The sequence below is a fragment of the Polycyclovorans algicola TG408 genome (assembly GCF_000711245.1).
GTDB classification, from domain to species: domain Bacteria; phylum Pseudomonadota; class Gammaproteobacteria; order Nevskiales; family Nevskiaceae; genus Polycyclovorans; species Polycyclovorans algicola.
In genome coordinates, this window is record NZ_JOMH01000001.1 from 2,789,474 (window position 1) to 2,809,525 (window position 20,052).

Consider the following 20,052-nt stretch of genomic DNA (forward strand, 5'->3'; position numbering starts at 1 on the left):
TGGGTAATAGACAGCCGCAGCTCAACGTGAACCGACAGCCGACCCGCGACCCAAGGCACGGGCAATCCAATGATCGAGACTGAAGTACCTTCCAGCGCCGATAAAAAACAACACGAACAGCATCAGAAAATAAGTTGCGGCGAACTCGATGCCGTTATTGACTACCGCAAAACTGCCTTGTTCAGTCAGCCACTCGTAATTTCCATGTTCTCGCAGAATACTTTTGGCCTGCGCGAGGCGCTCACTGGCCGCCTCGGCATCGTTGCAGTTGAACAAACACATCACCGGGTCGGCGATGGCCTGCCAACCGTGTTTCAGGTGCACCGTCACGGCTGCAACCAACATGGTGGCCATCAGGGGCAGGCTGACCCAGCGCACCGCAAAGCCCAGCAGCAGGGCGAGCCCGCCAAGAATTTCGGTCCAGGTGGCCAGCCCGGCCATCACATAAGGAAACGGCAATCCCAGGCCCCAATCCGGATTGCCGAACCATTCCACCGTAGACTCGAACGAATTCAGTTTGGTGACACCGGCCAGCCACATGATCGGTGCAAGATAAAGCCGTAACAGCAGGGGGGCGATGAAATCGAGCGCTGCAGCCTGCTCGGGAAACCGCAACCATTGCGCAATGCGTTGTGACATAACGGCGACCAATTGGCTTTAACGTGAGCGCATCGTGACCGGCCTGCCCCAATCGGACTGCCGCCAAGCGTCTTGGCGTTGGGTCTAATCGTCCAGTTGCCGCCACTGTTGCCCCCTTTTGCTGCCTTGTTCCTAGTGTCGTGAGTCATAAATAATATGAACCAATGACGACTCCGTCTGTCTCGGTATCATCGAGATATCGAGGGGATTGTCATGGGACGTGGACGGCCATTGCCGGAACTGAAGCTCACGGCGGAAGAGAACAATCGGCTGGTCGAATGGACGCGCCGGCACAAGACCAGCCAGGCGCTGGCGATGCGCGCACGTATCGTGCTCGCCTGCGCGCAGGGGGCGCAGAACATCGAGGCGGCGGCACGGTTGCACGTCTCGAAGCAGATGGTTGGCAAGTGGCGGCGGCGGTTCGTGGAGCGCCGTCTGGATGGGCTTTTGGACGATCCGCGACCGGGGGCGCCCCGGCGCATCGGGGATGACCTGGTGGAAGCCGTCATCGCCAAGACGCTGCAGTCCAAGCCGGTGGACGCAACGCACTGGAGCACGCGCGCCTTGGCCGACCACATGAAGCTGTCGCAGTCGTCGGTGTCGCGCATCTGGCGGGCGTTTGGCTTGCAGCCGCATCGTCAAGAGACGTTCAAGCTTTCCACCGACGCCCTGTTTGTTGACAAGGTGCGGGATATTGTTGGGCTGTACCTGGCGCCACCCGAGAAAGCCGTCGTGCTCTGCGTCGACGAGAAGAGTCAGATTCAGGCGCTGGATCGCACGCAGCCGATTCTGCCGATGACGCCCGGCCTGCCGGAGCGGCGCACGCACGACTACATGCGCCACGGCACCACCACGTTGTTCGCCGCGCTGGATGTGGCGACCGGCAAGGTGATCGGGCAATTGCACCGACGCCATCGTGCCGCCGAATTCCTGAAGTTCCTGGCAACGCTTGACCAAAGCGTGCCCGACGATGCCGAAGTCCATGTCGTGATGGACAACTACAGAACCCACAAAACCCCTGCGGTAAAGCGCTGGTTTGCACGACATCCACGATTCCACCCGCATTTCACCCCGACCTCTGCATCGTGGATCAATCAGGTCGAACGCTGGTTTGCCGAGATCACACGCAAGCAGATTCGGCGTGGCACTCATCGCAGCACCCGCGAACTGGAGCAAGCCATCCGCGATTACCTCTCAACCTACAACCAAAATCCCAGACCGTTTGTCTGGACCAAGACCGCAGACCAAATCCTCGATTCCGTCAAACGGTTTTGTCTGCGGATTTCTGACTCGGGACACTAGAGAATCTCACCATGTCTGAAGCGCTACAGGATGACCTGCTGTCAACGGTGCTCAGTGCCTACCAACTGCACGCCGGCATTTACGACAACCCGCGGTTTTGTGGCCATTGGCAACACACCACTGCCGGCTTTCGACGCGCCGCGTTTCACCTGATCGGCTCGGGATCTTGTTGGCTGCATACGCGGCCAAGCGATCAGCCGATGCAGATGCATGCCGGCGACCTGGTCGTGTTGCCGCACGACGCCTGGCACATGCTCACCGCCGACCCGACACTGAACGGTGAGGAGCCGCGTCGTATTTCCGAAGGTGACGGCCCTTTCACCACCATGGTCTGCGGCTACTTCGACTTTCGCGCCGGCCAGCGCAACCCCATCCTTGCGGCGTTGCCCGAAGTTATTTTGGTTGATCGCGCCGCCGGTGGCGGCGCGCTGAAAGGCCTCTCGCAACTGCTGCTCAGCGAGGCCGGCTGCGCTGATGTCGGCACCCGAACGGTGCTCGACAAGCTGGCCGACACGCTGTTCGTGATGACGGTGCGCTACTTCATCAACCAGTCGCCCGACCTGCGCGGCGTGCTGGCAGGCTTGGCCGATGGCCGTCTGCGCAAGGCGCTGGCCGCCATGCACCGTGAGCCGGGCAAGGCGTGGAGCCTCGAAGCGTTGGCCAGCGAGGCCGGCATGTCGCGCAGTGCATTTGCCCAGCACTTTGCCGAGCGTGTTGGCGCCCCGCCTATCGACTACCTGACCCGCTGGCGCATGACCCAGGCAGAGCTGATGCTCCGGGACCCGTCGGTGTCGGTCGCCCAGGTTGCCGAGCGGATGGGCTACGAAACCGAAGCCGCATTCCGCAAGGCATTCAAGCGCATCCACGGGGTTGGACCGGGCTCGATCCGCCGCTGGCTGCGCGAAAAATTGACCGACTGACCGGAGGCCCCGTGACCCAACACACCGTCGACATTGCCATCATCGGCGCCGGCTCGGCCGGCATGACCGCCTACCGGGCCGCCAGCAAGCACACCGATTCAATTGTCGTGATCGAGTCCGGACCCTACGGAACCACCTGCGCCCGCGTCGGCTGCATGCCCAGCAAGCTGCTGATTGCCGCTGCAGAAGCCGCCCACGCAGTGCGCGAAGCGCCGCGATTTGGTCTCAAGGCGGCGCTCGATGCGGTCGATGGCGAGGCCGTGATGCAGCGGGTGCGGGGCGAGCGCGACCGCTTTGTCGGTTTTGTGGTGGACACCGTCAACGACTGGCCTGACGCCCACCGCCTGCGCGGACACGCGCGGTTCGTCAAACCCGGCGTGCTGGCCGTGGGCGACGACGAAGTGCATGCACGCTGCATCATCATTGCCACCGGCTCGACACCCAACGTGCCCGAAGATTGGCGCGCCGCGTTGGGGGATCGCCTCATCGTCAATGACGATGTCTTCAACTGGACCACCCTGCCCGCCTCGGTGGCGGTGGTGGGCACCGGCATCATCGGTCTGGAGCTGGCGCAAGCGTTGGCCTTGCTGGGGGTGCGCGTCCGGCTGCTGGGTCGCAATGGCCGTGTGGGGCCGCTGACCGAGCCAAGCTTGCAGAACCTGACCCACGACCTTGTTGACGCCAGCCTGCAGTTGTCTGCCGATGCGAAGATCGTCGCCGTGGAATCAGGCGGCGATGGCGTGGTGGTCCGCTTCGAGACCGCTGACGGCGTGCAGCAGGAAACCTTCGAATACCTGCTGGCCGCGACCGGACGGCGCCCCAACCTCAACGGCCTAAACGTCGAGAAAGCCGGCATCAAAGTCGATGACAAGGGGCGCATCCCCTTTGATCGCGGCACCCAACAGATTGACGACCTGCCGGTGTTCATTGCCGGTGACGTTCACGGCGTGCGGCCGCTGCTGCATGAAGCCTCCGACGATGGCCGCATCGCCGGTGACAACGCCGTCACCTGGCCCAAGGTCGTGCAACGCCCTCGCCGCGCCCCGCTGGCCATCGTCTTCAGTCAGCCGCAAATCATGATGGCGGGCGCCAGTCACGCCGAACTGACTGCCGATAACGTTGACTTCGCGACCGGAACGGTTTCGTTCAAGAAGCAAGGCCGCGCGCGGGTGATGTGCGTCAATCAGGGTGCGCTGCACGTCTATGGCGAACACGGCAGCGGACGCTTTCTCGGCGCCGAAATGATCGGCCCGGCCGCCGAGCACCTGGGCCATTTGCTGGCGTGGTCGGTGCAGGCCGGTCTCACCGTCCAGCAAATGCTCGACAGCCCGTTTTATCACCCGGTTATTGAAGAAGGCCTGCGCACCGCGCTGCGTGATCTGCAGCGGCAACTCAAGCTGCCGCCGCAAGCACCCGAGGGCTGTATCGACTGCGAGGTCGGCGGCTAGGCCATTGCCGTCACCGCGGGTCATCGCTTGAATGCCCTAACTTCTTTCGAGCCTGACGCCATGCCCCGCAAATCTGCCCCAAAAGCCGCGCCGCCGAGCGTGAGCACGCCTTTCACTCTGCCCAACGGCACGGTCCTGCCCAACCGGCTCGCCAAATCGGCCATGAGCGAGGCGCTGGGCGGCACCGACGGCCGCGTCACCCAGGCGCTGGTGCGGCTTTACGCGCGCTGGGCGCACTCCGGGCTGGGGTTGATGATGACCGGCAACGTGATGATTGACCGCCGCGCGCTCGGCGAGCCAGGCAACGTGGTCATCGAAGACGAGCGCGACCTGCCGCTGCTGCGCGACTGGGCGCAGGCGGGCAGCGCCCACGGCACGCCGCTGTGGATGCAGATCAACCATCCCGGCAAGCAGGCGATTCGTGGCCTTAACGCCGAAACCGTCGCACCGTCCGCGGTGCCTTTCAAACCCGATATGGCGCGCCTGTTCCCGACCCCGCGCGCGCTCAATTCTGATGAGATCGACGGCCTGATCACGCGCTACGCCACCACCGCGCGCATCGCCTGGCAGGCCGGCTTTTCGGGCGTGCAGATTCACGGCGCGCACGGCTATCTGGTCAGCCAGTTTCTGTCGCCGCACCACAACCGGCGCACCGACCATTGGGGTGGCACGCCCGAGAAACGGCGCCACTTCGTGCACGCGGTCTATGCCGCGATACGTGCCGAGACCGGCGCGGATTTTCCCATCGGCATCAAGCTCAACTCGGCTGACTTTCAGCGCGGCGGCTTCAGTGAAGACGAGTCATTGGACACCGTGCTGGCGCTGGCCGAGGCGGGCGTTGACCTGATTGAAATCTCCGGCGGCAACTACGAGGCGCCGGCGATGATGCTCGGCAACACCAAAGCCTCCACGAGAGAACGCGAGGCCTACTTCCTGGACTTTGCGACCACCGTGCGCCGCCACAGCAAGGTGCCGCTGATGGTCACCGGCGGCTTTCGCACGGCCGCCGGCATGAACGCTGCGCTGGCCGATGGCGGACTCGATCTGGTGGGGCTTGCGCGCCTGCTCGCCATTGAGCCGGACGTGCCGAAGCGACTGCTGGCCGGACGCAACCCGGAGCAGGTGATTCGACCCATCCGCACCGGCATCCCGATGATTGACGCCTCCGGCGGCATGGAGGTCACCTGGTACACGCGCCAGTTGCGGCGCATCAGCGCCGGCCATGCGCCGTTGCCGGATGAAAGCGGGCTCAAGTCGTTCTTGCTCGACCTGCCCGAGAAGGGGCTGGGCATCTTCCGCAACCGGCGGCTGCGCGCGAGCTGATCGGGTCGCTTACAGCCAGTCCAGCGCCTGCTCGAGTCGCGCCACCGGCATCACCTCAATACCGAGCTGGGCGCGGCTGCGCGGCTTGTTGCCGACGGGCACCAGTGCGTGAGTAAAGCCCTGCTTTGCGGCTTCAATCAGGCGCTCTTCGCCAGCTTGTACCGGGCGGATCTCACCGGCCAAGCCGACCTCACCGAACACCACCCAACCACTCGGGCAGGCCTTGGCCTTGAATGACGACAGCACCGCCAGCAACAGCGCCAGATCGGCCGCAGGCTCCTGAATCTTCATGCCACCCACCACATTGGCAAACACGTCCTGGTCGGCCAGCGAGACACCGCCGTGACGGTGCAACACCGCCAGCAGCAAGTTCAGCCGGGCGCTGTCCAGCCCCAGGGTCACGCGGCGCGGCGTGCCCAGCGCGGAGCGGTCCACCAGCGCCTGCACCTCGGCCAGCAGCGGTCGTGAACCCTGCCGCGACACCGAGATCACGCTGCCCGGCACCGGCTCGGCGTGGCGCGACAGAAACAGCGCCGACGGGTTACTGACTTCCTTCAAACCGGCGTCGGTCATGGCGAACACCGCCAGTTCGTTGACGGCGCCGAAACGATTCTTCACCGCCCGCACGATGCGGTAACGGCTGCCGGCGTCGTGCTCGAAATACAGCACCGTGTCGACCATGTGCTCAAGGACGCGCGGCCCGGCAATGGCGCCCTCCTTGGTGACATGGCCCACCAGCACCACGGCCGTCTGGCTGCGCTTGGCATAGCGCACCACCTGCGCCGCGCACTCGCGCAACTGCGAGACGCTACCGGGCGCCGAGTCCAGCGCGTCGGTGTACAGCGTCTGCACCGAGTCGAGCACCACCAGACCGGGGCGCCGCTTGTCGAGCTGCTGCAGAACGGCTTCGACCCGGGTTTCGGCCAGCACCGGCAGGTCCATGCGCGGCAGGCCAAGACGCTCGGCACGCAATCGCACCTGGGTCAGGGATTCTTCGCCGGTCACGTACAACGTGCTGCGCTGCGCCTGCACCGCCGCCAACACCTGCAACAGCAGAGTCGACTTACCAATGCCCGGATCGCCGCCAATCAGCATCACTGCGCCGGGCACGATGCCGCCGCCCAGCACGCGGTCCATCTCCGGCGAGCCGCTGGTGACACGCGGCACGTCGGCTAGCGACACCTCGCTGAGCAGCTCCACGCCAACATCGGACGCAGTGGCGGCGTAACCCCCGCCCTTGCGCGGTGCCGGCGCCACCCCTTCCAGAATGGTGTTCCATTCGCCGCAATCAGGGCATTGACCCAGCCAGCGGGCATGCACCGCGCCGCAGTTCTGGCAGATGTACTGGACTCGGGTTTTGGCCACAGGGGGAGCCGATGGGCGACGGATGAGCGCGACACTATAAGTGCGTCGCCACGGACCCGCCCTGCAGACGGGCAGGTCGGCGGCGATGAGCGGTATCCTCTGGCGAACCGGGTCGGAGTGCCGCGCATTATGTTCCGCAACTTTGCTTTGCTTCACGGCCCCCGCTGGCGGCAGACGTGGGTGCACTTGCAATGCTGAACCCTCGCCCCGCCATCGAGTTCGCCATGGCATCTGACACTGGCCTGCAGCGCACCAACAATGAAGATGCCGTAGCGATCAACACGCCCTTGCGCCTGATCGTGCTGGCCGATGGCATGGGCGGCTACAACGCCGGGGAAGTTGCTTCGGGGATCGCGGTGCGCGAAGTTCAAGCCGCGCTGTCCGCCGCCGGCGCAGACCAGCCGCCCCGCGCGCGCCTGGACGCGGCCGTGCGTCGGGCACACCAGCAAATCTTCGACCGTGCCCGGGCCGAGCCCGATTGCCAGGGCATGGGCACCACGCTGGTCGCGAGCTTGCTCGACGATGCGCAGCTGTGGATTGCGCACGTCGGTGATTCACGCCTCTACCGTCTCCGTGACAACCAGTTGACGTGCCTGACCCGCGATCACTCGCTGGTCGAGGAAATGATCGCCCGCGGCCAGTACAGCCGTGATGACGCGATCAAGTTGGTCAAGAAAAACATCGTCACCCGCGCGCTGGGGGTTGAAACGGAGGTCGAAATCGACATTCAGGTAACCAATGTGGCCGAGGGTGACGTGTATCTGGCCTGCTCTGACGGCCTCAACGACATGATCGACGACGACATGATCGCCATGCGCCTGCGCCAGGGCGCGCGAGGGCCACTGGAATTGCTGGCCGGCTCATTGATCCAGGCGGCGCTGGACGCCGGCGGCCACGACAACGTCACCGTGGCACTGAGCCGGGTCAACGCACTCGGCGATTCGGATGCGCCCTGGTACCGACGTTTGATCGATCACTTCTGACCCGATTCCGAAGCAGCCCTCAACCGTTTCGGTGCTGAAACTGCACCCGCTGGGTGAGGCCGCAGAACAGCTCGTAAACAATGGTGTTGGCGGCCTCGGCCAAATGTTCGGCCGGCAGGCCCGGGCCCCAGATCTGGACCGTGGAGCCGACGCGCGCGTTCGGCATCGACCGCAGGTCGATGGTGATCATGTCCATCGATACGCGGCCTGCCAGCGGCAGACGCTGGCCGTCTATGGCCACCTCGGCACGCGACGACACCGCGCGCGGCAAACCGTCGGCATAGCCGATGGCCACCACGCCCACCGGCATGCGCTCCGGACAGGTGTAATGACGACCGTAGCCCAGCGTCTCACCGGCGTTGAAGCAGCGCACCGCGATCAGCCGGCTTGCTACCGCCATAGCCGGCTTAAGCCCCAGCCGCTCGGCCGGCAGCGTTGTGATCGGGCTGGCGCCGTAAAGCGCCAGGCCCGGTCGTACCCAGTCGACATGGGTCTGCGGCCAGCCCAACAGACCTGCGGAGTTGGCGATGGAACGCGGCCCCGGCACGCCCTGCAACGCCTCTGAAAAGCGCGCCAACTGTTGCGGCGTAAACGGGTCGTCGGGGTCATCGGCACAGGCAAGGTGGGTGATCCAGCCGGCGAATTGCCAGCGCGGATGCTCGGTCAGCGCGCGCTGCAAGCGCGGCACGTCTTCAACCGGAAACCCCAGTCGGTGCATGCCGGTGTCGAGCTTGAACCACACGCGCACCTGCGCAGTGGGTCCCAGGGCGTGCAGCAGATCGATCTGCCAGTGGTCGTGCAGCACCACGTCAAGCTGCTCGTAAACCGCCATGGCCGCTTCTTCAGGCGACAGAATGCCTTCAAGCAGGGCGATTTGACCGCCGATGTGGGCGCGGCGCAGCACCAGCGCCTCTTCCATGCAGGCGACCGCCAGCGCATCGACGCCAGCCTCTACCAGGGTGCGCGCCACCGGTACCGCGCCGTGGCCGTAGGCGTCGGCCTTGACCGCCGCCATGACTTTGGCGCGCGGCGCGCGCGCGCGAATCTGGTGAAGGTTGTGACGGATCGCGCCCAAGTCCACCGTGGCCACCACCCGCGGGCTCACCAATCGCCTGCCTCCACGGCGGGCGGCCCGGTGGGCGCGGCATGGTCGGGCATGGCGTCGTGGGCCAGGTTCTCGAAGCGCGTGTACTGGCCAAAGAACGCCGTCCGCACGGTGCCGAGTGCGCCGTTACGCTGTTTGGTGATGATGATTTCAGCGGTGCCGCGGTCCGGCGAATCGGGTCGATAAACCTCGTCGCGGTAGACGAACATGATCAAGTCGGCGTCCTGCTCGATACCGCCCGATTCGCGCAGGTCGCTCATGCGCGGCCGCTTGTTGTCGCGCTGCTCAACGCCGCGATTGAGCTGCGACAACGCGATGATCGGCACTTCCAGTTCCTTGGCCAGCGACTTGAGGCTGCGCGAAATCTCCGAGATTTCGTTGGTGCGATTGTCCTTGGTGCCGGGCACCTGCATCAGCTGGATGTAGTCGACGATCAGCAGTTTGATGTCGTGGCGTTGCTTCATGCGCCGGGCGCGCGCGCGCAGCTCAAGCGGCGACAGGCCGCCGGTCTGGTCGATGTACAGCGGCGCCTCGCGAATCAGGCCGCCCTGGCTCACCAGCCGGTCCCAGTCGCGGTCTTCAAGCTGGCCGCTGCGCAGGCGGCCCATTTCGATGCGCGCGAACGATGACAGCAGACGAATGCCGAGTTGCTCTGCGGGCATTTCCATCGAGAACACGGCCACCGCCTTGCCTTCGTACATCACCGCGTGCTCGGCAATGTTCATCGCCAGCGAGGTTTTACCCATCGCCGGACGGCCGGCGAGAATCACCAGGTCGCCCGCGTGCAAGCCGGTGGTAATGGCATCGAGATCGCGGAAGCCGGTGGCGAGCCCCGCCACACTGCCTTCGTTGGCGCGCAGCGATTCGATGCGCTGCTCGACCCGCGTCATCACCGACTGCATGTCGAAATAGCTGGTGCTGGCGTGCTCGGCGCGATTGCGAATGGCGAAGACCTTTTGCTCTGCAAGGTCAATCAACTCGCCGGGCGGACGGCCTTCGGGTCGAAATGCCAGGTCGGCAATCTCGCCACCCGCCGTCACCAAGCTGCGCAGCACAGCACGCTCACGGACGATGTCGGCGTAGGCCACCACGTTGGCGGCGCTGGGCGTGTCGTTGGCCAGCGTGCCCAGATATAGCAGCCCGCCAACGGCATCGAGCTGGCCGCGCTGGCGCAGGTGTTCGCTGAGCGTGACCACGTCGCACGGCCGGTTGGCGTTCACCAGATCGGCAATCGCGCGGAAGATCACCTGATGATCTTCGCGGTAAAAATCATCAGTGCCGACGCGGTCGGCAATGTCGTTCCAGCAACGGTTGTCCAGCATCAGGCCGCCCAGCACTGATTGCTCGGCCTCGATGGAATACGGCGGTAGCTTGGGGTCAGCGGCCATCAGTCACTTTGTTGACGCCATCCATGAAAAAGCCCGCTGTCGCCAGCGGGCTTGAAGTGTAGGCCATGCCGCGATTCGATTAATCGGCGGTTTGCGCAGCGCGCTTCGACTCGACGACCACCGTGATGGCGGTTTCGACTTCGGAGTGCAGCGAGATGGCGATGTCAAAGCTGCCGATTTCGCGAATCGGGTTCGGCATCACGATTTCGTTGCGGCTGATGTCCAGTCCGGCTTCAACCGCAGCTTCGAGCACTTCGCTGACGTTCACCGAACCGTAAAGCTTGCCTTCTTCTGAGGCCAACACCTTGATGTTGAGCACCTTGCCGGCAATCTTCTCAGCGCGAATCTTGGCGGCGTTGACGCTTTCGGTGGCACGCTTGACCAGTTCAGCCTTGCGGGCTTCGAACACGGAGCGGTTGGCATCGGTGGCCGGCAGCGCCTTACCCTGCGGCAGCAGGAAGTTGCGGCCATAGCCGGGCTTGACCTTGACGGTCTCGCCCATGTCGCCCAAGCGGCGGATTTTCTCTAGCAGAATCACATCCATGGGTCTGGCCTCTTACTCGTGCTTGTCGGTGTAGGGCAGCAGGGCCAGAAAACGCGCGCGCTTGATGGCGGTGTTGAGCTGGCGCTGGTAGCGCGACTTGGTGCCGGTGATACGGGCCGGAATGATTTTGCCGTTCTCACCCACGAACTGCTTGAGGGTGGCCAGGTCCTTGTAATCGATCTGCTCGATGCCTTCGGACGTGAACTTGCAGGATTTCTTACGACGGAAAAAAGTGCGCATGATCAGGCCTCGGAATTGGTGTCGGCGTCTTCGGTGTCTGACTCGACGTCAGACGACTCGGCAGGGCGGCGATTGGGACGATCCGCCGAGCCACGCTTTTCTTCTTCCTGGTCCTTGAACAGCGGCGACGGCACGGTCACCGCGTCGTCCTTGCGAACGATCAGACGGCGCAGCACGGCATCATTGAACTTGAACGCATTCTCGAGTTCGGCCAGCGCTTCGCCGGTGCACTCGATGTTGATCAGGGCGTAGTGCGCCTTGTGCAGATCGTCAATCACGTAGGCCAGCGGACGGCGGCCCCAGTCTTCAACGCGATGAACCTTGCCGTCGGCAGATTCGACGATGCTGCGATACCGCTCAATCATGGCCGGCACCTGATCAGACTGATCCGGGTGCACCATGAAAACAATTTCATAGTGACGCATACAAACTCCTTGTGAACACGCATCTCGTTGACGCGCGGCCCCCCGCAGGATGCGATGGAGCAAGTGAACCTTTTCAGCCTCGAGCGGCGAAAAAGGGTGAGAAGTATGGCGGTGCCGGGCGCGCCGCGCAAGCCTGGTCAGAGCCCGGCAGGTGTGTCAGGCAGCGGCGCATTCAGACGTGATCTGCAGCGAGCGCAGCCGCGCCGCGTGATCGAAGACATCGGTGACCATCATCAGTTCGTTGGCGCCGGTTTCGGCGACCAGCGCATCGATGCCCGCTTTCACCGTGTCGGGGCCGCCGACGATGGCGTGCCTGAGCATATGGCGCATCTGCGCTTGTTCGGCCGGCGAGCTGTACGTGTCGATGTCGTCAATGGGCGGGCGGCTGAGGCCGCGTGCGCCGCGAAACAGGTCGATGAACGACATCTGCTGGGTGGTGGCGAGGCGTTGCGCTTGCGCGTCGGTCTCGGCGGTGATGATGTTCACGCCCACCGCGACATAGGGCTGCGCCAACTGCGCCGACGGCTTGAAGCGACTGCGGTAGGTCACCAGCGCCGGCTGTAGTTGGTCGGGCGCAAAGTGCGAGGCGAAGGCGTAAGGCAGGCCCAGCTCGGCTGCCAAGGCGGCACCGAAGGTGCTTGAGCCCAGCATCCACAACGGCACTTGCGTGCCGGCAGCCGGCACGGCCTCGATCCGTTGGCCGGGCGTTGTCGGGGCGAGATAGTGCTGCAACTCCAGCACGTCCTGCGGAAAGTGATTCGCCGCGTCGGCGGTGGTGCGCAGCGCCCGCACGGTCACCTGATCGGTGCCCGGCGCGCGCCCCAGACCCAGGTCAATACGGCCTGGGAACAGGTGCGCCAGCGTGCCGAACTGCTCGGCAATCACCATCGGCGCGTGGTTGGGCAGCATGATGCCGCCGGCACCCACGCGAATGGTTTGCGTGCCCGCCGCCACATGGGCAATCACCAGCGACGTGGCCGCGCTGGCAATGCCCGGCATGTTGTGGTGCTCGGCGAACCAGATGCGCCGGTAGCCCCACCCCTCGGCGTGGCGCGCCACATCGCGGGCGTTGTCGAGGGCGGTGCGGGCATCACTGCCCTCGGTGATGCGGACAAGGTCAAGTATCGACAGCATGGTCATGGCGGGGGCCGGGCAACGAAAAACGAAGCGCTACTTTACTCGCCAGCGTCGAGGGCCTGAGGGTCTCGCGCATCACTGTCGATGGACATTGATGCCCCGTCATCGACCGCAGTCGGTTGCGATGACGAGACGCCGGTGTTGTCTGGCAGTTCGATGTGATGGTCCGGATCTTTGCCAAACGGCAGTTCCAGCCCCACGCCCACCAGGTAGGCGCCGTCCCGCTGGGTGCCGGGTTCTTTGGGCCAGCTGTAGCCAACCAGCGGTTGCAGGTAGAGGCGCCCGCCAACGATGGGTTGTCGGTAAACCAGCCGCGCGCCGTACTCGCGCAGCTTCACCTCGGTCTCGGTCACGCCGCGTATGAAGGCCTCGTAAGCAAGCCCGCGTTGCCAGCCGAAGCCTTGGTACAGCACCGCCGCGCTGCGCCAGTCAAAGCCAAGGGTGCGGTCGGAATGGGTCCCGACATTGCTCCAGCGCAACAGCAGGCGCGGCGTCAGCACCCGGCTGAAATCCACGCCGGGTGTCACGCCCAGGCCATCGCGGGTGCTGTAAAACGGCGTCAGGCGAAATTGCAGCAGGCTCACGTCGTCAACGTAGGCCAAATACTCAGCCCGCCATTGCACGAAGGCGCGGGGACTGCTGAGGCTGCGCACACCCAGCTTCACGTCGCTGCGAAATTTCCGGCTGCTGGGCAGGCCGTAGCCAAACCCGGCAAAGAACTGGTCACGGTCATCAATCTGCGGAAATTCGCTACGCAGTGCGAAGCCTTCCGAACGGTCACGCACCACGTTGTCGTCATTGTCGCGACCGATGAACACCGATGCGCGGTTTTCAAGGTTCGGCAAATCGACCCGCAGTCGAAAACGGATGCGCTCCTTGCCACCGTAAAACTCGGAATACTCGTAGGAGGTTTCAAGCCGCCCATAGGCGCCGCGCGCGGCCTCCAGATTGCGGTCATCGCCAAACAGGCCGTCAAACCATAGCGACGCGCCGCATACCGTTTCTTCGATTTGCTCACGGGCCCAGTCCACGGCCTCGGCATCCATGTCCTTCTCGCGATCGGGCGGGCGCTGCTGGCACGAGCCTGGCTCGTGAAAACGCGGCAGCTCGGCCTGATCTCGCCAGTCTTCGGGCGGGGCCAGGTCAGGATCAGTGGCCTCTGGCGGGGCGGGACGATCAAGGGTGGTGTCGGCGCTGTCGTCAATCAGCTCTTCCAGCGACTCGGCCTGGTCCTGGACCGGCGTGTTGGGCGGCAGGGTTTCGGCATGCACTTCAATCTGCTCAAGCTTTGACGCTGGCTCGGGCTCAGCCTCCTCAGCCCAGGCCGGCCCGCAATTTGCGCCAGATGCCAGCATCAGCACGGCGATCAGCGCCACGCGGCAAGACCACGACGCATTCTGGTGACCGTGCAGAAAAGGGGGGTGCGGGCGCATCGCCAATGGTGACGGCAAACGCTGACCAGCACCAAGGTTCGGCCCAGAACTTATGTGAAAAAGTGGGCAGATGTTCCGCCGCTACGGGGCTAAATCAGCGTCGATTCATTGTCTTGCGCGCCGCTCGGCGTGATCGCAATACCACGCCTCGCAGGGCCCAAGCGTCATCTCAATGTCACGACGCGCGCAAGTCGGGATAATCACCGGCCGACTCTCGCGACCCCGACCCATCTTGATGGACCTGAGCGCCCACACGCCGTTGATGCAGCAGTACCTTGGCCTCAAGGCCGAGCATCCGGCACACCTACTGTTGTTTCGCATGGGCGACTTTTACGAGTTGTTTTACGACGACGCGCGGCGGGCGGCGCGGCTGCTCAACATCACCCTGACCCAGCGCGGCGAGTCGGCCGGACAGCCGGTGGTCATGGCCGGCGTACCGCACCACCAGCTTGACCCCTATCTGGCCAAACTCATTCGCCTCGGCGAGTCGGTGGCCATTGCCGAGCAGATCGGCGAAGTCGGCACCGAGAAAGGGCCTGTCAAACGGGCGATTGCGCGGCTGGTCACCCCTGGCACGGCCACGGACGATGCCCTGCTCGACCCGCGCGTCACCACCGGCCTGGCGGCGCTGGCACGCGTGGGTGACGCCTTTGGTCTGGCGTGGGCCGATGTCTCGACCGGCCGCTTCATCGTCATCGACTGCGCCAATGTCGGCGAGCTGATGGCCGAGTACGCGCGGCTGCGCCCGGTCGAAACCCTGACCATGGAAGGCAGCACCTGGACCGGGCTGACCGCCGCCCGCGAGCGCCCGCCGTGGCATTTCGTGCCCGACAGCGCCGAGCGACTGCTGTGCGCGCAGTTCGGCACGCAGGACCTGCGCGGCTTCGGCTGTCACGGCCAACCCGCCGCCATCGCCGCCGCCGGCGCGTTGCTCGAATACCTCAAGGAAACCCACAAGGCGACGCTGCCGCACCTCGACGGCCTGAGCAGTGAGCGCCCCGACGACGGCGTGCGGCTCGACGCCGTCACCCGGCGCAACCTAGAGCTTGATCGCACCCTGTCAGGGGAGCACGACCGCACCTTGTTGAAGCTGCTCGACAGCGCGGTGACCGCCATGGGCAGCCGCTGGCTACACGCCACCCTGCTGCGTCCGTTGCGCGCGCTGCCGGTGCTCAATGACCGGCTCGATGCGGTCAGCGCTCTGCTCGCCGATCAGCAATTCGACCCGCTACGACGCGCGCTGAAACCAGTGGCTGATCTCGAGCGCATCCTCACCCGTATCAGCCTGCGCAGCGCGCGGCCGCGCGATCTGGGGGGCCTGTGCGTGACGCTGGCCGCACTGCCTGCCGTCAGCGAGGCCCTGCCCGACGGCCCCGCCGGGCGACTCGACGGCCTGCGCGCGGCGCTGGCACCGCAGCCGCAACTGCTCAATCATTTGCAGGCGGCGCTGGCCGACGAACTGCCGCTGACCGCGCGCGATGGCGGCGTCTTTCGTACCGGCTTTGACGACACCCTGGACGGCTTGCGCAATCTGTCGCAAAACGCCGATGGCTTTCTGCAGGCGCTTGAAGCCCGCGAGCGCACCGCCACCGGCATCGACACCCTCAAGGTCGGCTACAACCGCGTCCACGGCTATTACCTGGAGGTGGGCAAAACCCACGCCGCGCGCATTCCCACCCACTACACCCGGCGGCAGACGCTCACCCACTACGAGCGCTACATCACCGAAGAGCTCAAGCAGTTTGAAGACCAGGTGCTGTCGGCCCGCGACCGCGCGCTGGCCCATGAGCGGGCGCTATATGAAGGACTGCTGGAACACTTGGCCGACGCGCTCGCGCCGCTGACCCGCACGGCCCGCGCATTGGCCGAACTCGACGGCCTATGCGCCATCGCCGAACGCGCCCTGGCGCTGAACTGGACGCGGCCGACACTTGCGCTGGGGGGCGGGCTGCACATCGACGGCGGTCGCCACCCAGTGGTCGAGCAGTCGCTCGATGGACCGTTCATCGCCAATGACCTGCACCTGCACGAGTGCGCGCGGCTGCACGTGATCACCGGCCCCAACATGGGCGGCAAGTCGACCTACATGCGCCAGACGGCATTGATCGTGCTGCTGGCGCAATGCGGGTTTTACGTGCCAGCAGCGCGCGCCGAGATCGGGCTGGTGGACCAGATCTTCACGCGCATCGGCGCCGGCGACGACCTTGCCGCCGGGCACTCCACCTTTATGGTTGAGATGACCGAAGCCGCGCACATCCTGCGTCACGCCACGCCGCAATCACTGGTGTTGATGGATGAGATCGGCCGCGGCACCTCGACCTACGACGGCCTGTCGCTGGCGCAGGCCATGGCCGAGCATCTGGCGGCGCAGAACCAGGCGCTGTGTCTGTTCGCCACGCATTATTTCGAGCTGACATCGCTGGCCGAGCGCATCGACGGCGTGATCAACGTCCACCTGGATGCCGCCGAGCACGGTCAGTCGTTGGTGTTCTTGCACGCGGTGAAGCCCGGCGCCGCGAATCGCAGCTTCGGCCTGCAGGTGGCGCGACTGGCCGGCGTGCCCGATGCCGTGGTGCAGCGGGCGCGCAGCGTGTTGCGGCAGTTGGAAGCCGGGCCGGCCGCAACGCCACACGCGCCCGTTGCGCAGCGCTCGCTGTTCGACGCGCCCGCGCGCGGCGCGGTTGAAACGCGGCTGGCCGACATCGATCCCGACAACATGAGCCCGCGCGAGGCGATGGACGCGCTCTACGCCCTCAAAGCGCTGCTCTCCGGCCGTTCGTAGGGCGGGTAGAGCGCAGCGAAACCCGCCGTGAAATCTCCAACCCCGCGTGGTGGATTTCGCTGCGCTCTATCCACCCTACGGTCGTTTGATGGGTGTTGAACACCATTCACCCCGAGTCGCCTCTTGGCGCAGCCAAGTGCGTATCGAGGCGGGACGAAGCCAGGCTCGTGTGGTGTCTCAGCTCGTAGCGCGTAGGGCGGGTAGAGCGCAGCGAAACCCGCCGTGAAACCTCCAACCTCGCGTGGTGGATTTCGCTGCGCTCTATCCACCCTACGGTCGTTTGATGGGTGTTGAACACCATTCACCCCGAGTCGTCTCTTGGCGCAGCCAAATGCGTATCGCGGCACGGAACGAAGCCTGGCTAAAGCCCCGCCTGTTTCAACACCACCCGCACGATCACCACCAATCCAACCACCAGTAGCACCGTCATCAACACGCCGATGATGATGAAGTGCGAGGCCTTGCCCTGGGTGAAATCACGCTCGCGGTTCTTCTGCGTCTGCACGCCAAAGAACGACGCGGCGACGCTGCACACCGTGTCCCAAAGGCTGTTGCCTGCGGCGGGCTTGGGCTTGCTCGGCAACTCGGGTTCGTCAGGCTCGGTCATGAAGTCTCCAGGGCGGTGCGGATGGCGGTGATGGCGGCGCGCTCGTCGGTGGCGGCCTTGCTGATCAAGTCGCCCACCAGAAAGTCTTCAACCTTGCCACCGATCAACGGCACCCGGCATTCGACCCGCCAGTCCATTCGCAGCAGCGTGGTCGCCCCCTAGTCGAGCAGCTGTACATCGGCATCAATGCGCACGCCGGGTCCGGGTTTGATGGTGACGTTGATCGTGCCGGTCAACGCGCGGCAATCCCAGCGGTCGGTCTGCGTCAGGCTGACACGCTCACCGATCAGCTTCTTGATGAACGCCGGCAGCGGGCCATCGGCCGTGGCCGGGTAGCGCACCACCGCTTCAAACACGTCATCGCTGCGCTGCGCCGACAACACCTCGGCATCATCGCGGCCCATCGCCGGGTACTTGGCCTCGTGAAATGCGCGGCTCATTAGAAAGTCGACCAAGCGGTCACGCGGGAACGGGTAATGGTGTTCGAGTCGCTGTTTTTTCATACGGTGCCGGTGCGTCACCTGCGGGGTTGGGCGCGCATGGTGGCGCATCGATAGAGGCGTTGCCAGCACGTCGCTGCTAGCCTTGGGGATGCGCGACCTCGCACGATGCCCTCTCGTCCTTTTCATTGCCGCGCTGCTCTTGGCGGGCTGCGCCGCCGGGGCGCCCGAGATGCGTAAGCCCGAAACGGATCAGCAGCCGAAAATTGTCCTGCAGGCGCCGCTGCCCGCCGACGTTGACCGCAACCAGTTGCGCCGCGTGCTCGCCCACCCGCCGCCCGACGACCCAACGCTGGGCGACCCGGCCGACTGGCGTTTCGACACGCTGGCGTGGGTGTATCAACAGGCCGGCTGGCGCATTCGCGAATACCGCGAGCTGCGCGACGCGAGTGGCGTGCTGACCCTGATCATCTATGCGGAACCCCCGCTCGAATGGGTCGCCACCGACCTGCCAACTCCGCCACCACAACCGTCGTCTGAACTGAGATCACCCGACCTGGGCCCGTGGCCCGACCCGGCGCTGCGGGTCATCGTTGATCGCGACGCGCGCCGCCTCTACCTGCGCATCGACGACCATCAGGTCCGCAGCTATCCGGTGGCGGTCGGCAGCCCGCGCACGCCGACGCCGCTACAGACGTTCACGGTCGAAAACATTCATCACCGTCCCACCTGGTATCCGCCACCGACGGTGCGGCGCGATTACGCCAGGCGCGGCGACCCGCTGCCGGCCACCGTGCCGCCCGGTCCGGCAAACCCGCTGGGCGACATCTACGTACAACTGCAGGACCGCATCGGCATACACGGCACCAACCGCCCGGCCTCCATCGGCGAGGCCGCCAGCTACGGCTGCATCCGCATGCACAACCACGACATCGCCGAACTCAGCGCCGCGCTGCAGATCGGCGACCGTGTCAAAATCGCGCCCTCGTTCACCCACACGCCGTGACCCCCCATTGATGAAGTTCTGCTCCGCCTGTGGCCACGCCGTCGAGCAACGTGTTCCTGACGGTGATCACCAGCCGCGCGCGGTGTGTCCGGCGTGCAGCGCGGTGCATTACGTCAACCCGAAAATGGTTGTGGGTTGCATCCCCGAGGCGCCCAACGGCCGCATCCTGATGTGCAAGCGCGACATCTGGCCGCGCATCGGCAAATGGACGGTGCCGGCCGGCTATCTGGAGATGGGTGAGACCACTGCCGAGGGTGCGGCGCGCGAAACCTTTGAAGAGTCGCAGGCCGCCGTCACCATGGGCCGACTGGTGGCGATCATGGACATTCCGCGCGTTGATCAGGTGTACATCCTTTATCACGGCACCCTGGCCGCTGATGCCCATTTCGGACCCACGCCCGAGAGCAGCGAGGTGTGCCTGATGCGCGAGGAAGACATTCCCTGGCGCGAGATTGCCTTTCCCACCATCGACATCGCCCTGCGCGCCTTCTTCGAAGACCGTCGGCAAGGCGTGGCGAGGGTCCATCACGAAGTGATTCGCCTCCCGGCGCGGTAACGGCTTCCATTACACTATGGCGTCAATTTTTTGCCCGGCGCGCTTGCCTGCCGCCCCTGATCAGGACCCCTCAACATGACCTTTGTCGTTACCGACAACTGCATCAAGTGCAAGTACACCGACTGCGTCGAAGTCTGCCCGGTGGACTGCTTCCATGAAGGCCCCAACTTTCTGGTGATCGACCCGGAAGAGTGCATCGACTGCACGCTGTGCGAGCCGGAATGCCCGGCCGAGGCGATCTTTGCCGAAGACGACTTGCCGGAAGACCAGGCGCACTTTCTGGACCTCAACGTGGCGCTCACCAAAAAGTGGCCGGTGATCACAGAAAAGAAAGACCCGCTGCCCGATGCCGCCGAGTGGGACGGCAAACCCGACAAGCTGGCGATGCTCGAACAGTGACCCAACATGA

The 20,052-nt window shown here is 64.8% G+C and carries 21 protein-coding genes; 9 read left to right on the forward strand and 12 right to left on the reverse strand.

The window, feature by feature from the left end; all coding sequences use genetic code 11:
* Window positions 1-21 precede the first annotated feature (21 nt).
* On the reverse strand, window positions 22-639 hold the full coding sequence (locus U741_RS0113365; RefSeq protein WP_043110286.1) for an HvfX family Cu-binding RiPP maturation protein: 618 nt from the start codon (window positions 637-639) through the stop codon (window positions 22-24).
* Window positions 640-852: 213 nt separating this feature from the next.
* On the opposite strand from U741_RS0113365, the gene U741_RS0113370 reads away from it, so the two are divergent.
* Genes U741_RS0113370 through U741_RS0113385 form a run of 4 tightly spaced genes read left to right on the forward strand, consistent with a single transcriptional unit; the run spans window position 853 to window position 5,632 of the window.
* A complete protein-coding gene (locus U741_RS0113370; RefSeq protein ID WP_029888901.1) occupies window positions 853-1,941 on the forward strand; it encodes an IS630 family transposase in 1,089 nt (362 codons plus the stop codon).
* Between the two features lie 11 nt (window positions 1,942-1,952).
* Window positions 1,953-2,861 carry an AraC family transcriptional regulator gene (locus tag U741_RS0113375; RefSeq protein ID WP_029890959.1) on the forward strand — a complete coding sequence of 303 codons (909 nt, stop codon included), beginning with the start codon at window positions 1,953-1,955 and terminating at the stop codon, window positions 2,859-2,861.
* An 11-nt stretch (window positions 2,862-2,872) separates the two neighbouring features.
* Window positions 2,873-4,309, forward strand: coding sequence for a dihydrolipoyl dehydrogenase (locus U741_RS0113380; RefSeq protein ID WP_029890960.1), 1,437 nt, complete (start codon window positions 2,873-2,875; stop codon window positions 4,307-4,309).
* A 60-nt stretch (window positions 4,310-4,369) separates the two neighbouring features.
* Window positions 4,370-5,632, forward strand: a complete 1,263-nt coding sequence (locus tag U741_RS0113385) for an NADH:flavin oxidoreductase/NADH oxidase family protein (protein ID WP_029890961.1) — start codon at window positions 4,370-4,372, stop codon at window positions 5,630-5,632.
* Window positions 5,633-5,641: 9 nt separating this feature from the next.
* Here the strand turns inward: U741_RS0113385 and radA are convergent, their stop codons facing one another.
* Window positions 5,642-6,997 (reverse strand): DNA repair protein RadA, encoded by a 1,356-nt coding sequence (radA, locus tag U741_RS0113390; RefSeq protein ID WP_029890962.1) that lies wholly within the window; start codon window positions 6,995-6,997, stop codon window positions 5,642-5,644.
* A 224-nt stretch (window positions 6,998-7,221) separates the two neighbouring features.
* Between radA and U741_RS0113395 the strand changes: the two genes are divergently transcribed.
* The gene (locus U741_RS0113395; protein WP_043110622.1) at window positions 7,222-7,980 is read left to right on the forward strand and encodes a Stp1/IreP family PP2C-type Ser/Thr phosphatase; all 759 of its coding nucleotides are present in this window, start codon (window positions 7,222-7,224) and stop codon (window positions 7,978-7,980) included.
* 19 nt (window positions 7,981-7,999) lie between these two features.
* Here U741_RS0113395 and alr read toward each other — a convergent pair whose 3' ends face one another.
* From alr to U741_RS18605, 7 genes are all read right to left on the reverse strand, one after another.
* Window positions 8,000-9,085, reverse strand: a complete 1,086-nt coding sequence (gene alr / locus U741_RS0113400) for an alanine racemase (RefSeq protein WP_029890964.1) — start codon at window positions 9,083-9,085, stop codon at window positions 8,000-8,002.
* Complete coding sequence (gene dnaB / locus U741_RS0113405; protein WP_052378819.1) at window positions 9,082-10,473, reverse strand: replicative DNA helicase; 1,392 nt, start codon at window positions 10,471-10,473, stop codon at window positions 9,082-9,084. The genes alr and dnaB overlap by 4 nt, the downstream gene beginning before the upstream one ends.
* A 79-nt stretch (window positions 10,474-10,552) precedes the next feature.
* A complete protein-coding gene (gene rplI / locus U741_RS0113410) occupies window positions 10,553-11,017 on the reverse strand; it encodes a 50S ribosomal protein L9 (RefSeq protein ID WP_029890966.1) in 465 nt (154 codons plus the stop codon).
* Window positions 11,018-11,029: 12 nt separating this feature from the next.
* Window positions 11,030-11,257: a 30S ribosomal protein S18 gene (gene rpsR, locus U741_RS0113415; RefSeq protein WP_029890967.1), complete on the reverse strand. Its 228-nt coding sequence runs from the start codon at window positions 11,255-11,257 to the stop codon at window positions 11,030-11,032.
* 2 nt (window positions 11,258-11,259) lie between these two features.
* Complete coding sequence (gene rpsF, locus U741_RS0113420; protein ID WP_029890968.1) at window positions 11,260-11,682, reverse strand: 30S ribosomal protein S6; 423 nt, start codon at window positions 11,680-11,682, stop codon at window positions 11,260-11,262.
* Window positions 11,683-11,838: 156 nt separating this feature from the next.
* Window positions 11,839-12,822, reverse strand: coding sequence for an LLM class flavin-dependent oxidoreductase (locus tag U741_RS0113425; RefSeq protein WP_029890969.1), 984 nt, complete (start codon window positions 12,820-12,822; stop codon window positions 11,839-11,841).
* A 35-nt stretch (window positions 12,823-12,857) separates the two neighbouring features.
* Window positions 12,858-14,195: a hypothetical protein gene (locus U741_RS18605; RefSeq protein ID WP_052378820.1), complete on the reverse strand. Its 1,338-nt coding sequence runs from the start codon at window positions 14,193-14,195 to the stop codon at window positions 12,858-12,860.
* Window positions 14,196-14,487: 292 nt separating this feature from the next.
* Here U741_RS18605 and mutS point away from each other — a divergent pair, with 292 nt between their 5' ends.
* On the forward strand, window positions 14,488-17,034 hold the full coding sequence (gene mutS / locus U741_RS0113435; protein ID WP_029890971.1) for a DNA mismatch repair protein MutS: 2,547 nt from the start codon (window positions 14,488-14,490) through the stop codon (window positions 17,032-17,034).
* Between the two features lie 361 nt (window positions 17,035-17,395).
* Here mutS and U741_RS0113440 read toward each other — a convergent pair whose 3' ends face one another.
* Genes U741_RS0113440 through U741_RS0113450 form a run of 3 tightly spaced genes read right to left on the reverse strand, consistent with a single transcriptional unit; the run spans window position 17,396 to window position 18,144 of the window.
* Window positions 17,396-17,641, reverse strand: a complete 246-nt coding sequence (locus U741_RS0113440; RefSeq protein ID WP_029890972.1) for a DUF2970 domain-containing protein — start codon at window positions 17,639-17,641, stop codon at window positions 17,396-17,398.
* Window positions 17,638-17,778 (reverse strand): hypothetical protein, encoded by a 141-nt coding sequence (locus U741_RS19435; protein WP_161776227.1) that lies wholly within the window; start codon window positions 17,776-17,778, stop codon window positions 17,638-17,640. Before U741_RS19435 ends, U741_RS0113440 begins: the two co-directional genes overlap by 4 nt.
* 21 nt (window positions 17,779-17,799) lie before the next feature.
* Complete coding sequence (locus tag U741_RS0113450) at window positions 17,800-18,144, reverse strand: DUF2505 family protein (protein WP_029890973.1); 345 nt, start codon at window positions 18,142-18,144, stop codon at window positions 17,800-17,802.
* Window positions 18,145-18,313: 169 nt separating this feature from the next.
* On the opposite strand from U741_RS0113450, the gene U741_RS18610 reads away from it, so the two are divergent.
* The 3 genes from U741_RS18610 (at window position 18,314) to fdxA (ending at window position 20,042) form a co-directional block, all read left to right on the forward strand.
* Complete coding sequence (locus tag U741_RS18610; RefSeq protein WP_200872731.1) at window positions 18,314-19,087, forward strand: L,D-transpeptidase; 774 nt, start codon at window positions 18,314-18,316, stop codon at window positions 19,085-19,087.
* 10 nt (window positions 19,088-19,097) lie between these two features.
* A complete protein-coding gene (locus tag U741_RS0113460) occupies window positions 19,098-19,643 on the forward strand; it encodes an NUDIX hydrolase (RefSeq protein WP_029890975.1) in 546 nt (181 codons plus the stop codon).
* A 75-nt stretch (window positions 19,644-19,718) separates the two neighbouring features.
* Window positions 19,719-20,042 (forward strand): ferredoxin FdxA, encoded by a 324-nt coding sequence (gene fdxA / locus U741_RS0113465; RefSeq protein WP_029890976.1) that lies wholly within the window; start codon window positions 19,719-19,721, stop codon window positions 20,040-20,042.
* The last annotated feature ends 10 nt before the right edge of the window (window positions 20,043-20,052 follow it).

Bases quoted from the DNA above. Each gene is read 5' to 3' on its own strand.
- U741_RS0113460 (WP_029890975.1), top strand. From the start codon at position 19,098: ATGAAGTTCTGCTCCGCCTGTGGCCACGCCGTCGAGCAACGTGTTCCT.
- U741_RS0113425 (WP_029890969.1), bottom strand. From the start codon at position 12,822: ATGACCATGCTGTCGATACTTGACCTTGTCCGCATCACCGAGGGCAGT.
- U741_RS0113450 (WP_029890973.1), bottom strand. From the start codon at position 18,144: ATGAAAAAACAGCGACTCGAACACCATTACCCGTTCCCGCGTGACCGC.
- U741_RS19435 (WP_161776227.1), bottom strand. From the start codon at position 17,778: ATGGACTGGCGGGTCGAATGCCGGGTGCCGTTGATCGGTGGCAAGGTT.
- U741_RS18610 (WP_200872731.1), top strand. From the start codon at position 18,314: ATGCGTAAGCCCGAAACGGATCAGCAGCCGAAAATTGTCCTGCAGGCG.
- U741_RS0113385 (WP_029890961.1), top strand. From the start codon at position 4,370: ATGCCCCGCAAATCTGCCCCAAAAGCCGCGCCGCCGAGCGTGAGCACG.
- U741_RS0113395 (WP_043110622.1), top strand. From the start codon at position 7,222: ATGGCATCTGACACTGGCCTGCAGCGCACCAACAATGAAGATGCCGTA.
- rpsF (WP_029890968.1), bottom strand. From the start codon at position 11,682: ATGCGTCACTATGAAATTGTTTTCATGGTGCACCCGGATCAGTCTGAT.
- fdxA (WP_029890976.1), top strand. From the start codon at position 19,719: ATGACCTTTGTCGTTACCGACAACTGCATCAAGTGCAAGTACACCGAC.
- U741_RS0113440 (WP_029890972.1), bottom strand. From the start codon at position 17,641: ATGACCGAGCCTGACGAACCCGAGTTGCCGAGCAAGCCCAAGCCCGCC.
- U741_RS0113375 (WP_029890959.1), top strand. From the start codon at position 1,953: ATGTCTGAAGCGCTACAGGATGACCTGCTGTCAACGGTGCTCAGTGCC.
- rplI (WP_029890966.1), bottom strand. From the start codon at position 11,017: ATGGATGTGATTCTGCTAGAGAAAATCCGCCGCTTGGGCGACATGGGC.
- rpsR (WP_029890967.1), bottom strand. From the start codon at position 11,257: ATGCGCACTTTTTTCCGTCGTAAGAAATCCTGCAAGTTCACGTCCGAA.
- dnaB (WP_052378819.1), bottom strand. From the start codon at position 10,473: ATGGCCGCTGACCCCAAGCTACCGCCGTATTCCATCGAGGCCGAGCAA.
- U741_RS0113370 (WP_029888901.1), top strand. From the start codon at position 853: ATGGGACGTGGACGGCCATTGCCGGAACTGAAGCTCACGGCGGAAGAG.
- U741_RS0113365 (WP_043110286.1), bottom strand. From the start codon at position 639: ATGTCACAACGCATTGCGCAATGGTTGCGGTTTCCCGAGCAGGCTGCA.
- mutS (WP_029890971.1), top strand. From the start codon at position 14,488: ATGGACCTGAGCGCCCACACGCCGTTGATGCAGCAGTACCTTGGCCTC.